The sequence below is a fragment of the Escherichia sp. MOD1-EC5990 genome (assembly GCF_002965285.1).
Classification (GTDB): domain Bacteria; phylum Pseudomonadota; class Gammaproteobacteria; order Enterobacterales; family Enterobacteriaceae; genus Escherichia; species Escherichia coli_F.
This window is the reverse complement of sequence record NZ_PTRV01000040.1, coordinates 1-13,566: the sequence shown is the minus strand read 5'-3', so window position 1 is coordinate 13,566 and position 13,566 is coordinate 1. Positions and strand designations below refer to the sequence as shown.

Annotated in this window: 12 protein-coding genes and 1 pseudogene; 3 read left to right on the top strand and 10 right to left on the bottom strand. The window is 47.8% G+C overall.

All coding sequences use genetic code 11. The annotated features are described in order from the left end of the window. From BEB42_RS25245 to BEB42_RS25235, 3 genes are all read right to left on the bottom strand, one after another. The coding region (locus BEB42_RS25245; RefSeq protein ID WP_272897078.1) for an ESPR-type extended signal peptide-containing protein at positions 1-2,048 on the bottom strand (2,048 nt) is incomplete at its 3' end. 43 nt (positions 2,049-2,091) lie between these two features. Continuing rightward, complete coding sequence (locus BEB42_RS25240; protein WP_000023347.1) at positions 2,092-2,775, bottom strand: DUF3251 domain-containing protein; 684 nt, start codon at positions 2,773-2,775, stop codon at positions 2,092-2,094. A gap of 573 nt (positions 2,776-3,348) precedes the next feature. Beyond that, the gene (locus BEB42_RS25235; protein WP_000665680.1) at positions 3,349-3,711 is read right to left on the bottom strand and encodes a YibL family ribosome-associated protein; all 363 of its coding nucleotides are present in this window, start codon (positions 3,709-3,711) and stop codon (positions 3,349-3,351) included. Between the two features lie 283 nt (positions 3,712-3,994). On the opposite strand from BEB42_RS25235, the gene yibT reads away from it, so the two are divergent. Then, complete coding sequence (yibT, locus tag BEB42_RS25230; RefSeq protein WP_000517099.1) at positions 3,995-4,204, top strand: protein YibT; 210 nt, start codon at positions 3,995-3,997, stop codon at positions 4,202-4,204. Between the two features lie 10 nt (positions 4,205-4,214). On the opposite strand, the gene mtlR is transcribed toward yibT, so the two are convergent. The 3 genes from mtlR to mtlA form a co-directional block, all read right to left on the bottom strand. Continuing rightward, a complete protein-coding gene (gene mtlR, locus BEB42_RS25225; RefSeq protein WP_000228261.1) occupies positions 4,215-4,802 on the bottom strand; it encodes a mannitol operon repressor MtlR in 588 nt (195 codons plus the stop codon). Continuing rightward, entirely contained in the window at positions 4,802-5,950 is a 1,149-nt protein-coding gene (gene mtlD, locus BEB42_RS25220; protein ID WP_000645414.1) for a mannitol-1-phosphate 5-dehydrogenase, read from the bottom strand. The genes mtlR and mtlD overlap by 1 nt, the downstream gene beginning before the upstream one ends. A gap of 229 nt (positions 5,951-6,179) precedes the next feature. Beyond that, positions 6,180-8,093, bottom strand: coding sequence for a PTS mannitol transporter subunit IICBA (gene mtlA, locus BEB42_RS25215; protein ID WP_000093242.1), 1,914 nt, complete (start codon positions 8,091-8,093; stop codon positions 6,180-6,182). A 536-nt stretch (positions 8,094-8,629) separates the two neighbouring features. Here mtlA and BEB42_RS25205 point away from each other — a divergent pair. Both BEB42_RS25205 and BEB42_RS25200 read left to right on the top strand, forming a co-directional pair. Further along, positions 8,630-8,992 (top strand): DUF3302 domain-containing protein, encoded by a 363-nt coding sequence (locus BEB42_RS25205; protein WP_000479624.1) that lies wholly within the window; start codon positions 8,630-8,632, stop codon positions 8,990-8,992. Positions 8,993-8,994: 2 nt separating this feature from the next. Continuing rightward, positions 8,995-10,131 carry an HlyD family secretion protein gene (locus BEB42_RS25200; protein WP_000364939.1) on the top strand — a complete coding sequence of 379 codons (1,137 nt, stop codon included), beginning with the start codon at positions 8,995-8,997 and terminating at the stop codon, positions 10,129-10,131. Between the two features lie 457 nt (positions 10,132-10,588). On the opposite strand, the gene BEB42_RS25190 is transcribed toward BEB42_RS25200, so the two are convergent. The 4 genes and pseudogenes from BEB42_RS25190 to BEB42_RS25175 form a co-directional block, all read right to left on the bottom strand. Beyond that, a complete protein-coding gene (locus tag BEB42_RS25190) occupies positions 10,589-11,110 on the bottom strand; it encodes an Imm57 family immunity protein (protein WP_000113245.1) in 522 nt (173 codons plus the stop codon). A 439-nt stretch (positions 11,111-11,549) separates the two neighbouring features. After that, a pseudogene (locus BEB42_RS25185) lies at positions 11,550-12,614 on the bottom strand (RHS repeat-associated core domain-containing protein); the annotation flags it as partial. Between the two features lie 26 nt (positions 12,615-12,640). Continuing rightward, a complete protein-coding gene (gene ybfB, locus BEB42_RS25180; protein ID WP_000873947.1) occupies positions 12,641-12,967 on the bottom strand; it encodes a protein YbfB in 327 nt (108 codons plus the stop codon). Further along, positions 12,967-13,566, bottom strand: a 600-nt coding sequence (locus BEB42_RS25175) for an RHS repeat domain-containing protein (RefSeq protein WP_001824441.1), incomplete at its 5' end; no start/stop codon positions are given. The genes BEB42_RS25175 and ybfB, both read right to left, overlap by 1 nt.

Genomic DNA, 13,566 nt, shown 5'->3' with positions numbered 1-13,566 from the left:
GTGGTGTTAGTCGCCACGTTATCGTTAGTGGTTTTCAGCTGAGAACCGTTAACGGCGTCGGTGCTGGTGTCAGAGAGCTCGCCAGCGGTGACATTGGTGATTTTGTTGGTGGCGTTGGTGCCGTGTGCAGCGGTGAATGCGCCTGCGGCGTCGTCCCATTTCAGGGCGTCTTCACTAAGGTCAGTCACCGTATCAGTCAGGTTAGTGATATTGGTGGTGTTAGTCGCCACGTTATCGTTAGTGGTTTTCAGCTGAGAACCGTTAACGGCGTCGGTGCTGGTGGCTGAAAGGTCGCCAGCGGTGACGTTAGTGATTTTGCTGGTGGCGTTGGTGCCGTGTGCAGCGGTGAATGCGCCTGCGGCGTCGTCCCATTTCAGGGCGTCTTCACTAAGGTCAGTCACCGTATCAGTCAGGTTAGTGATATTGGTGGTGTTAGTCGCCACGTTATCGTTAGTGGTTTTCAGCTGAGAACCGTTAACGGCGTCGGTGCTGGTGGCTGAAAGGTCGCCAGCGGTGACGTTAGTGATTTTGCTGGTGGCATTTGTACCATGTGCCGCACTATATCCCTTTTTAAGGTTGTCCCATTGTATCGTATTCGTGTTTAGATCCGCTAAGGCGTCGCCAACATTGCCATAAATACCATTTTTCAGTCTGTAATTCGGGGAAGTCACAACGCCCTGCGAATTGACGGTCGCTCCTCCACCAAGATTATCCGCTACTGACTTACTAATAGCATAAAGCTGTGATCCATTGATGGCATCAGTACTGTCAGTGTCGATATCACCTTTTGCCATATTGACAATTTTTCGCTGAGCTGTTGTGTTACCCACGGAGACAGTATCCGCTTCAGTCGCGACAGAATCAGCACCCAGAGCAACTGAATTTTTCCCCTGAGCACTGGCTTGAGCACCAATTGCAGTACCATTTTCTAAACCGGCATAACTGCCTTGTCCAAGAGCAATGGCATTTGCCCCACCGGTAATACTCCCATTTCCCAGCGCGATAGCATTTGCGCCGTCAGCTTTATTCCCTTGACCGATGGCAATTGTGCCAGCTGCTATTGCCTGACTTTGACTGCCCAGAGCAATCGTGTTGTCGGCATCGGCAATACTCCCGGAACCCAACGCGATACTATTAAGCCCATTTGCTTTCGCATCAGTACCCACTGCCGTTGCATTTTCAGCGGCTTTGGTCTTAGAGCCCATCGCGATGGAGTCTTTACCGGCTGCATCACTGTTATATCCCAGCGCAATACTGTCTTCACCAGTAGCTTTACTTTCTGACCCCATTGCCAGACTGTACCATCCGAAGGCTTTAGCTTTATAACCAATGGCTGAGGAAAAGAAGTTGGCTTCTGTTTCTGCTCCCATAGCCATGGAACCTGTATTCTCTGCCTTAGCTTTTCTACCTAATGCGAGACTGTCTTCACCACTAGCAGCACTCTCACTACCTGTGGCAATGGAGTTAGTTCCTGATGCTTTGGCCAATCGCCCTAATGCAAGGGCATTCGCAGCACTTGCTACCGTATCCTTGCCCAACGCCATGGCACCTTCAGCTGTAGCTTGTGCAGAATTCCCCAGTGCAAGGGTATAATCGCTGGTCGCTTTAGCCGCACTGCCGATGGCGATTGAGCGGCTACCCGTGGAAACCGTTGATTGCCCTAAGGCGACCGATCTTTCTCCTGAGGAATTACTCGAGAAGCCAATTGCAGTACTCCCCACTCCGGCATTAGCTCTTGCCCCGACAGCAACACTCCCTGTACCCGTTGTGCCTGTACCCATTGTATCTGATGAGGCGACGGCCTCTTTACCAATAGCAATCCAGTTATCACTCAGTGGCGTTTCGCCTGCAATTTCTTCTGCGCTTTTACCACCGTCAAGTGAAACCGAAGCATAGGCTCCAACTGATGAGAGTAACCCACCGGCAACTAGCGCAGAAATTAACAGCTTACTGCGCCCGCTCTTTTTCCCACGACTCTTAGCCGTTTCGCTGGCAACGGTGTAACTGCCCGTCGCTGGATTCCAGATAACTTTAAAAATTTTGTTCATTATTGATGCTCTCTATTCCTTGATATAAGCGCAGAAGCTGCATTTATTTTTTGTTTTTTCGCTGCCGGGTTTCAGCAGGTTGAACAGTGTCGAACTGGAGATTAGCCATATTGATGGACAACTTCAGATACTTCAGGTTATTAGGTGAAACGCCTTTTAATGTCAGATTAATGTCTTGCCATTGACCTGGCATTAATTGCAGGGTGGAGTTCATGGTGGTGTTGAACAGCAGTCGCTGCCACTTTGCCAGCGCTTTGGCATCGGTGGGTCTTTCATTGCCCCATGTGGCTTGAAAGCCAATATTTGATACGGGAACGCTTAATAGGTTGACCAGCGAAATACGAATAACGCTGCCATTTTCAACCGCATCAATAGCCAGCACCCGGCCTGCCAAACCAACCGAGCCATTGTTTAAAATGAAGTATTTTGTTTGTGCTGGGTTAAATTCGGTGAAGACAAATTCGTCCTGTTTGTCTTTGACTGCCTTTACTACACCCGCCAGCACTTTAGTGGTGTTTGCAATATTAATTTGTTGATTTTCAATAATTTCTATTTTTCTTTTATATTGTTCTTGTTCTTTTTCAAGAATCTCTATTTTACTTTTTTGCAATTCTTGCTGTTTGACAAGATCGTCGATCAGATTCGCTTTCTCAATATAGTCACACCCAGTCAATACCCAGAGTGGCAATGTTATCAACATGCTTAATAGTGCTTTTTTGATGCTCATAGGGTGAATTCCTTTTCATGATCCCGATACGTTAACTGTTACGGCGTAATCATCCTTTTTATGAATGATTCGAGTGGAAAATATACGCTATATAAATTTATAAGAGACTTTTTCTATTAATTGTTGTATTAATTGGTAGTGCGAACATGACATTAAATGTCAGACAATTTCAGATTGTAGCCAATAATATTAATCGCGCGGATTTTAATGATCGATGTCAATCAATGTCAAATGTTTCACCGGATGAAAACACTGACCAGGAGAAATATTAATATTCAGCATGGTGATGTTTTCTTGGGAAGTGTGTGATTCTGAGCGATAAATATAAATAATTAATGGCTGTTACAGGCATTAATGTGCATTAATTCATTGTTATCGCTTATATATCACTTTTTTATTCCATACCATAATTTCAGAATTTAGCCTGTAATATGCGCTTCAAAGAGCCGGTGAGATGGAAGCAATAGTGATAAGAATGTTAAAGATATCCGATATCTGGTATCAGGCTCCTGCATGTGCCAGCAGGAGCGAGTAAATCGTGAGAGGCTGTGATTACAGCGGTGAGACAGGTACTTAAAATGCGGTCTTAGAGAATCCGGTCATCTCTTGCAGGCCCATTTCACGGCCCAGCGCGGTCATCGGATGCACAACTACCAGTCCGCGAACACTTTTCTTCAGCTTGCCCATATCAGCCTGCTCTTTTTTGGTAATCGCGCGCTGGAAGGGCATTTTCATCAGTTTTTGCGCTTCTTTACTGAGTTTCTGGCTGTGAACTTCACGCAGGCGAGCAATTTCGGCTTCCAGCGTGGCTTTTTCTTTTTCCAGTTCGGCATATTTATCTGCGGCTTCAACCAGTGACAGGTCAGCCTGCTGATGGCGGATAGCGTCCAGGCGATCGCTGAGACGTTTGATTTCGTTTTTTTCGACTTCTTTCATGTGATGACTTCTGATAGAGATAAATTTATAGCCTCTAGTATGCGCGACCAGGTGCTTTGTTCACAACAGATGGCATTGTAATAGTTCCAGATTGTAACCATTAATGTGTTTGAAAATCACCCAATCTATTGATTAATTAGGAAATTTAAAGAAAAAAGATAGACAACAGAAGAGGATCATTATTGAGGATTGAGCACGTTTTCCTTAATGTCATTTAGACCGGGATCTAAACTAAAATTGGCGGCCGCGCATTCCCGGCGCGGGGTAATACGGAGATATCATCATGGGCAAATTAGGTGAAAACGTTCCGCTTCTTATCGATAAAGCTGTAGATTTCATGGCATCGAGCCAGGCGTTCCGGGAGTATCTGAAAAAACTTCCTCCCCGCAATGCGATTCCATCCGGAATACCTGATGAAAGCGTGCCGTTATATCTACAACGTCTGGAGTATTATCGTCGGCTTTATCGGCCGAAACAGGTAGAGGAGAAGTAAGCGAAAGTACTTACTTTTGAAAGGCTTTTTTTAAGCTGATTTTGGAAATCAGCTCTGTCAGTGAAAGGACCATTGTTGATCGCACAGCCTGTTGGTAACGCTGAATTTGCATTGCATACAAACTGGAGTCTGCGGGTTCAAACTGTGGCGGCGGTGGTAACGCCGCCACACAGTGCAGCTCACCAAAGGGGCCAAGAATTTCGTCGTCGGTAAAGGCGTACTCATTGCCGTCGTGATTTAGTTCTTCACGCAATGCCATCAGCAGTTCCGCATCTTCATATTCATGGCGGTTAATGACACCCAACCCGTAAATGAGTTTTAAACGCACAGAAAGATCGCCCAGCGGGCCATCGCCGTCGAGTAACGGTTCTACAGCATACTTCACCGCGTAATCGTCTTTGCGGAATACCTGAAGCACCAGAAGATTTACCGCCTCGGTCAAAAGCTCGACGGCGGTAATCAGAAAGCTTCGCACGGTTTTGCCAGCATTCAGACGCTCAAGCACACGGTTTTCAAAGGCCTGGGTTTGTTCCATTGTTGCCTGCATATCTGACAATCTGTTATTCGGGCGCAGGGAGTCCTGCGCCTGGTCCACCATTATTGCATTGCTTTATAAGCGGTTACCGCCTCGGATACAACCTCGCTGTTTGCATCAAGGCCAGAAATCTGCGCCAGTGCGGCTTGCGGGCCTTTGTTGGCGATCAGTGCTGCCAGTTCCTGAGCCTGCGGATCATCTTCACTGCGGAAGTGCATTGCAGCGGCAATACCTTCAATCAGGTTTTTATGTGGCAGACCATATTCCAGCGTTCCGAGCAGTGGCTTGATCAGACGGTCGCCAGCACTCAGTTTACGCAGCGGCTGACGGCCTACGCGCTCTACATCGTCTTTCAGATACGGGTTCTCAAAACGACCAAGGATTTTCTGGATGTACGCCGCATGTTTGTCCGCGTCAAAACCGTAACGCTTAATCAGTACAGCGCCACTTTCTTCCATCGCCCCTTTTACTACCGCGCGGATTTTCTCGTCGAGAATTGCGTCACGAATGGTCTGATGACCTGCCAGTTTTCCGAGGTACGCGGTTATAGCATGACCTGTATTCAGGGTGAAGAGTTTACGCTCAACAAATGCCATCAGGTTGTCGGTTAACTCCATGCCTGGGATGTTCGGCAGTGCACCTTTGAACTGGGTTTTATCGACAATCCATTCGCTGAAGGTTTCGACTGTCACTTCCAGCGGATCGTTCGTTGCCGAAGCGGAAGGCGGTACGATGCGGTCAACGGCGGAATCCACAAAGCCAACGTGTTCTTCTACCCACGCTTTGGCGTCTTCTGGCAGGGCGTTCATCACATGGCCTTTCAGTTGCGTGGTGCCGCGTACCATGTTTTCACAGGCGATAATGTTCAGTGGGGATTCATTACCTTGTTCTTCACGTTTCACCAGCCCTTTGGCGATTGCCGGAGCAATACGTTCCAGCACAACCGGGCCCACGGCGGTAGTGACTAAATCAACCTGAGCAATCAGATCAACGACATCATCACCAATGCTGCTGACAGCATTGACGCCAGAAACGGTATCTACCTGCTCGGTTTCACCGACCACATGAACCTGATAGCTATGACGGGCATTCAGGGCATCAAGTACCACCTGATTGACATCGGCAAACGTCAGTTGGATACCCGCGTCTGCCAGCAGTTTACCGATAAAGCCACGACCGATATTACCTGCGCCAAAATGTAATGCTTTCATAGTATTAACCTTCATCAATGTTTTTACCCGAGAGGGCTGGGGTGAGGCTTTTCCCTCACCCAAACCCTCTCCATGTGGAGAGGAGCCGCGCCGGATGCGGCGCAAACGCCTTATCCGGCCTACAAGAACGTGCAAATTCAACAAATTGTGCTTTGTTTTGTAGGCCTGATAAGCGTAGCGCATCAGGCAATTAGCCCCACCGTCTCCATGTGGAGAGAGTGGGGTTGGATTACTTACGACCTGCCAGCAGTTCCAGTACTTCATCTACGCTGGTGGTGTGCGCCAGACGCTCGATGACGGACTCATCATCCAGTGCGTTGGTCAGGCTGGTGATCACCTGAATGTGCTCGTTGTTACGGGCAGCAATACCAATCACCAGGCGGGCAATGTCATCTTCTTCTTCACCGAAGCGCACGCCTTCCGGGTACTGGCAGAACACCACGCCCGTTTTCAGTACGCGATCTTTCGCTTCAACCGTACCGTGCGGTACCGCGATGGACTCACCCAGATAAGTCGGGGTCAGTTTTTCACGATCCAGCATTGCCTGAACGTATTCCGGCTCAACGTAACCACCTTTCACCAGCTGCTCGCCAGCAAAACGAATCGCTTCTTCTTTGGTGGCCGCTTTGCGACCGAGGAAGATGTTTTCCGCACCCAGTTTGAAGAGGTTAGCACTGGAATCGTCAAAGCTGTCTTTCAGACTGTCTTTCACTTTTACTTCGTTTTCAGTATGGCGCTGGGCAGCAACCAGACGTTCGGTCAGGCTGGTGTACAGGCCGCTGTCGAGGAAGTTGGTCAGCGAAATATGCTGTGCCTGCGGAACCTGGCGCATAGCGCGTTCGGTCAGGTCACGGTGAGTGATGACCAGGTCCACATCTGGCGGCAGGTTGTTGATCGCGCTGTTAGTAACAGAAATCTGCGACAGACCTGCATCCTGAATTTTCTTACGCAGCACACCTGCGCCCATCGCACTGGAACCCATACCGGCATCACAGGCAACGATGATTTTACGGACGTGGCTCAGGTCGTTAGTCACATCGCCCGCAGACAGCGGAGACGCACCTTTAGACTCAGCTTTCATGTCCTGCATACGACGAGTTGCTGCTTCAATATCATCTTCATCTTTCACTTTGCTGGTTTTCAGCAGAATGGCAGAGACAACGAAGGAGACTGCCATCGCCGCACACACACCCGCGATGTTAGCGAAGTAAGCACCTTTTGGCGTCATCGCCAGTACCGCAAGGATAGAGCCCGGAGATGCCGGAGAAACCAGACCACCGCCCAGGATAGTCAGCGTGAACACGCCAGTCATACCGCCGAGGATAACGGCCAGAATCAGACGCGGATTCATCAGCACATACGGGAAGTAGATTTCGTGGATACCCCCCAGGAAGTGAATGATTGCCGCACCGCCCGCAGACTGTTTAGCGCTACCACGGCCAAAGAACATGTACGCCAGCAGAACACCCATACCCGGACCTGGGTTAGCTTCAATCAGGAAGAAGATGGATTTACCCAGTTCATGGGACTGCTGAATACCCAGCGGCGAGAAGATACCGTGGTTAATGGCGTTGTTGAGGAACAGGATTTTCGCCGGTTCAACAAAGATAGACGCCAGCGGCAGCATGTCATGGACAACCATGAAGTTAACGCCCGCAGCCAGCATTTTGGACAGGGCTTCAACAATTGGGCCAATGCCGAGGAACGCCAGAATAGCGAGGATCATCCCGATGATGCCAGCGGAGAAGTTATTCACCAGCATCTCAAAACCGGATTTGATCTTACCGTCTACCCAGCGGTCGAAGTGCTTAATGCACCAGCCGCCCAGCGGACCTGCAATCATAGAACCGAGGAACATCGGCATATCTGCGCCGACGATAACGCCCATTGTGGTGATGGCACCGACTACGCCGCCACGTTCGCCGCCTACCAGCTTACCACCGGTATAACCGATCAGTAGTGGCAGGAGATAAGTGATCATCGGCCCGACCAGCTTCGCCAGCGTTTCGTTCGGTAACCACCCTGTTGGAATAAATAATGCGGTGATAATACCCCACGCGATAAACGCGCCGATATTTGGCATCACCATGTTGCTGAGGAAACGACCAAAGCTTTGCACTTTGATCTTAATATCGGATGACATAAAAACACCCCTTCTTATGTTTGCTGTCGCGCAGGCTGGAAGCCCGAGGTTTTTTGTTAATGTGGCGGCAGAGGTAGCCGGACCTTGTGGATAGTGCGAAATCTGGCACTGAATCGGTTAACTGTCCAGTCGACGGCTTTTTGTGTGATATGAATCACATAAATATAGGGGGTAGAGAGGTAATTGACGTGATATACATCACAAAATACTTGTGTAAAAAAGCAACAAGACGACGATTTTCGCTAAAAATGGCATTTAAATGTGAGTAATGTCACATTTTTGTTTTGTTAGTTTGTTGAATCTTTGTGATCTGAATCACAAGATATTTTCTTACGGCGTTCACCTGATGTGATCTGCAGCATGTTATGCCTTCGTCATAAAATCGTTATGTAACTAAGCAACTCATAACCTCTAAAAATTATTCTTTGGTGTTATGGCGAGAATCGCGAACCCGAATTATTGTCAAAATATCAGCCTGACTCCCTTCTGGCTGCCAGCCAAAAAACAACACCGATAAACGTGAATCCGAGGCAGATATGTTTCTAAACTATTTCGCGTTGGGAGTGCTGATCTTCGTCTTTCTGGTGATTTTTTATGGAATCATCGCGATACATGACATCCCTTATCTGATTGCCAAAAAGCGCAATCACCCCCATGCCGACGCTATTCATACGGCGGGCTGGGTGAGCCTGTTTACTCTGCATGTTATCTGGCCGTTCCTGTGGATCTGGGCGACGCTCTATCAACCGGAGCGTGGCTGGGGTATGCAGTCACATGTTGCGTCGCAGGAGAAAGCGACTGACCCGGAAATCGCCGCACTTTCTGACCGAATTTCCCGGCTGGAGCATCAACTCGCCGCCGAGAAAAAGACTGACTATTCCACGTTCCCGGAGATCTAAATATGGATCTATTGATTGTTTTAACTTACGTGGCGCTGGCGTGGGCGGTCTTTAAAATCTTCCGCATTCCGGTAAATCAGTGGACGCTGGCGACGGCGGCGCTGGGAGGCGTGTTTCTGGTGAGTGGTTTGATTTTGTTGATGAACTACAACCACCCTTACACTTTTACCGCACAGAAAGCGGTGATTGCTATTCCCATCACGCCACAGGTGACGGGGATCGTGACTGAAGTCACTGACAAGAATAATCAGCTTATTCAGAAGGGCGAGGTGCTTTTTAAGCTCGACCCGGTACGTTATCAGGCGCGAGTCGACAGGCTTCAGGCTGACCTGATGACGGCGACGCATAATATAAAGACACTGCGCGCGCAGCTCACTGAAGCGCAAGCCAATACCACCCAGGTTTCAGCGGAGCGTGACCGCTTGTTTAAAAATTATCAACGTTACCTGAAAGGCAGCCAGGCGGCGGTAAATCCGTTCTCGGAACGTGACATCGACGATGCGCGGCAAAACTTCCTCGCGCAGGATGCGCTGGTGAAAGGTTCGGTGGCGGAACAGGCGCAAATCCAGAGCCAGCTCGACAGTATGGTTAACGGTGAGCAGTCGCAGATTGTCAGCTTAAGGGCGCAGCTTACTGAAGCAAAATATAACCTTGAGCAGACCGTCATTCGCGCGCCGAGCAATGGCTACGTTACTCAGGTACTGATCCGCCCAGGTACATACGCAGCTGCCTTGCCGCTACGTCCGGTGATGGTTTTCATCCCCGAGCAAAAACGGCAAATTGTCGCCCAATTTCGGCAGAACTCGCTGTTACGTCTGAAACCCGGCGATGATGCGGAAGTGGTGTTTAACGCGCTACCTGGGCAGGTGTTCCACGGCAAACTGACTAGTATTTTACCTGTCGTGCCAGGCGGTTCGTATCAGGCGCAGGGGGTACTGCAATCATTAACGGTCGTACCCGGCACGGACGGTGTGCTGGGAACCATCGAACTGGACCCTAACGATGATATCGATGCCTTACCCGACGGCATCTACGCCCAGGTGGCAGTTTACTCCGACCATTTCAGCCATGTTTCGGTGATGCGGAAGGTGCTGCTAAGAATGACCAGTTGGATGCATTATCTTTATTTGGATCATTGAGGGGGGCGGGGGAGATTATGGAACTTTGCTCCCTGCAAGGACTAATTATTTTTGCATATTATTTCATCGGCTGTGATGATTTTTCGTTAATATCCATTATGTTAAGAAGTTCGGGATGAGTGTGAACTCATTGGATTTTTTATCCGTCTTGATCTGCCGAAGGATCAGACTATACATTGTCGAGATCGCAATGATGATATGAGTTGTTCCTCTGCCACGACTCTAATCAAAAAAGAGCAGGAGTGCTTTTCCATCTATTGCGATGATGGCTTTATTATCTGAAGGATGACAATCACATTTAAAAATATATAATTTATAGATCACAATATAGGTTCATGGAATATATGTATACAACTATTTTTCTCTTCACTTTTAATTATCGCATTCATTATAACACTAAGTTAAAAAAACTCCTGGAGAGTGAGTTATTAATATATTTTTAAATATAATTAAGTTATTATTCATCGATGCATTTTATAGAATCATCAATGGCTACAATAGTACTATTAACTCTCCAATTTATATTTTTATTATCATTGCAAATATTAACTGAATCTATATCAATGATTTTTCTATTTTTATCTTTTATTTTATTTACAGTTTCAATGCAATCAGCGACAAGTTGGTGTGGATTTAGATTCTTCAGATATGGTCTTATGATCTTTCCCTTGCTTAATAAATAGCATGTATAGGATTCGGAAAGTCCAGCATCTATTTTGTACATCATTATTCTAGATAAGGATGTGAGAAATGCCTTGTTATCATTAGCAGCCATATATGCCAGTCCGAGTTCAGCCTCTGCGGCTTTACATGAAAAATAGCTAAATGAACACGCTTTTCGTCCCTCTTGGGTACTGGCTGATATTAGTGCCCATAATATTGCCTTGTCTGCCAAATCCAACTCTCTCTGAAATTGGTTTACAGTAACTGCATTCGCAGAAATAGAGAAAAAAAGCACAATTGTTAATAACCTTGCCATATTTCTAGTCCGTCACTGTTAATGTGCTATCTGGCTCTGAAAATATTAGCCCATTTAATTTTTGCATGTCATTAGATGAACCAGTTATACAACCCTCGGAACAGAATCGAGGTCCTAAAGATGGACCAAAAGCGTTTAAACAACTATGTGTTAAAAATCCATCACGATTATACGTTTCTGTATTTGCTGACGGTACTAAACGTATACCATTAGGTTTTCTATTAGTTGCTCCAGGACCATTAACATTCCAGGTCCATACCCCTTGAGGTATTGGGCCTCTATTTTGTAAGTGTGTACAACCAGGATTATTTTTACATTGCATATTATTACCATTATTACCAGAGGCGACTGAAATAGTAAGCACACCATAAGAATTATCATCACTTGGCGTATCTGAAACGCATGAAAGCATACCTAAAGTTATGCTGTATAAACAGGTCGCTAATCCCAACGGGTCAATATCAGTTATCGGATTCAACGGATACTGATAAAAATTCCATCCCCCCTTCAGCCCAATTGGATCCTGAGTGATATACCGCCCCTGCAGCGGGTCATAATAGCGGTGGCGGTTGTAATACAGGCCGGACTCCTCATCATACTGCTGACCCGGCAGCCGGATGAGCTGCTGCAGCTGGTGCGGGTTCTCTTCATTCAGCAGGTTGCCCCATTCATCATATTCTGCGTACCACGCTGTTGCCCCTTCCGTGCTGACAAGCGCCAGCGGCAGGCCGCGATGGTCGCAGTGGTACAGGTGGATTTTTCGCGCCGGCGTGTACACCGGGTCCATCTGGTTTTGCATCTGCTCCACCGTCAGGCCGCACGATGCCAGCCAGCGGCGGCTTTCCTCACTCACCCGGTCAGCCAGGATTTCACTTTCCAGCCGGTCGAGCATCTGCACCAGCACCGGCGGGAACACCACATGGCCTCCGTCTTCGCCGCCGGACTGCTGAAGGGCATCCGCCAGGCTGCGGCGCTGCGTTTTCGCCAGCTCACCGGTGGCGGTTTCGACCCTGATGAGTGGCGTGAAACTTCCCGGCAGGTATACCGTCTGGATGCGGGTTCTGTCGTTCTGTATCGTGGTCAGCCGGTCGCCATCCCAGCCGTACCAGGTCACTTCCGGTTTCCTTGACAGCGACATCCAGCCCGTCAGGTCCCGTTCACGCCGCCACACCCGTTTTGCCACCCTGCGGCCCAGCGGGTCGTAAAGATAACGGCTTTCGACCAGCGGCTCTGCATATTGTGTCCGCGTGTAGTGCACCAGCCGGTGCCGGCTGTCGTAATGGTACCGGTGAGTCCGCTCATCATCCGTGCGGATAACCCCTTCCGGGATGAGGTCGGTTTTCTCCGTCAGCCTGCCGTGACGGTCATACCGGTAAAGATAGTGCGCGTCGCGGGCGATACGGTTATCCGGCCACATGCTGAGGGTGCTGTCCGGGTGCAGCTCCGGGTCGGGCAGGCGGTTACCTGCCGGGTCTGTTGCATACGGGATATCAATGCCCAGGTTACATATAATAATAAGAGCAATTAACTTTATTTATTTATAATGCGCTTACTTAATACAAACCATTGAATATACCCTCCTGACAGAAAATAAAGCCATATTATTATCGCCATAATATACTTGCTATCAATTCTTACGCCAATAATGTCTGAAATACTCCCTATAAATATTAGAGCAATAAAGAATACTATGCCTGTTGGAAAACATATTACCATCATTCCATAAGACATGAGACTAATTAACTCGCTCACATCACGAGTGGAGTCTAATAGTGAAAGTCTATGCATGGAAAAGAATAGCATTAAAAGTGATAACGCCAGCCATATAGCTCTGAATGAAAAAATAATATATTTCATTACATCACTCCGGTGAATACAAATCTAATAAAACGTCCAATGTTATTTCCGGAGCACTTCATCTTACATGTTTCTAAAGAATCATTAGACCAGTCTTGGCAGTTTTTAAATAGCCCTAAATTTATAGGTGTGAATATATCAGGCAATACAGAATAACGCGGCCTTACCTCTTTAAATTTCCCTTTTAAACAGTTCTCCACACAACTATTATCGGTTTCAACGAGGTCACAACGGCCAGCAGCTTCTTTTGTATCATTACTTGCTTTACCTGGCCCCCATAGACCATCTCCTTTTGATTCTCCCCGTTGGTCTTGGCCACCACAAGTATAGTCCCCTTTACCATCTGGGACACAAAGATATTGATGATAGAACGGATTCCCCCATATATCTGGACCGCTTCTTTCACCAGTTCCGCCCATTGAATGCAGTGGCTTAATGCATTTTAGTGTTTCTAATCCTAATGGATCTATATTTGAGATCGGATTCAACGGATACTGATAAAAATTCCATCCCCCCTTCAGCCCAATCGGATCCTGAGTGATATACCGCCCCTGCAGCGGGTCATAATAGCGGTGGCGGTTGTAATACAGGCCGGACTC

Coding starts and splice junctions, on each gene's coding strand:
- yibT (WP_000517099.1), top strand. CDS start 3,995: ATGGGCAAATTAGGTGAAAACGTTCCGCTTCTTATCGATAAAGCTGTA.
- mtlD (WP_000645414.1), bottom strand. CDS start 5,950: ATGAAAGCATTACATTTTGGCGCAGGTAATATCGGTCGTGGCTTTATC.
- BEB42_RS25240 (WP_000023347.1), bottom strand. CDS start 2,775: ATGAGCATCAAAAAAGCACTATTAAGCATGTTGATAACATTGCCACTC.
- mtlA (WP_000093242.1), bottom strand. CDS start 8,093: ATGTCATCCGATATTAAGATCAAAGTGCAAAGCTTTGGTCGTTTCCTC.
- mtlR (WP_000228261.1), bottom strand. CDS start 4,802: ATGGTGGACCAGGCGCAGGACTCCCTGCGCCCGAATAACAGATTGTCA.
- BEB42_RS25235 (WP_000665680.1), bottom strand. CDS start 3,711: ATGAAAGAAGTCGAAAAAAACGAAATCAAACGTCTCAGCGATCGCCTG.
- BEB42_RS25190 (WP_000113245.1), bottom strand. CDS start 11,110: ATGGCAAGGTTATTAACAATTGTGCTTTTTTTCTCTATTTCTGCGAAT.
- BEB42_RS25205 (WP_000479624.1), top strand. CDS start 8,630: ATGTTTCTAAACTATTTCGCGTTGGGAGTGCTGATCTTCGTCTTTCTG.
- BEB42_RS25200 (WP_000364939.1), top strand. CDS start 8,995: ATGGATCTATTGATTGTTTTAACTTACGTGGCGCTGGCGTGGGCGGTC.
- ybfB (WP_000873947.1), bottom strand. CDS start 12,967: ATGAAATATATTATTTTTTCATTCAGAGCTATATGGCTGGCGTTATCA.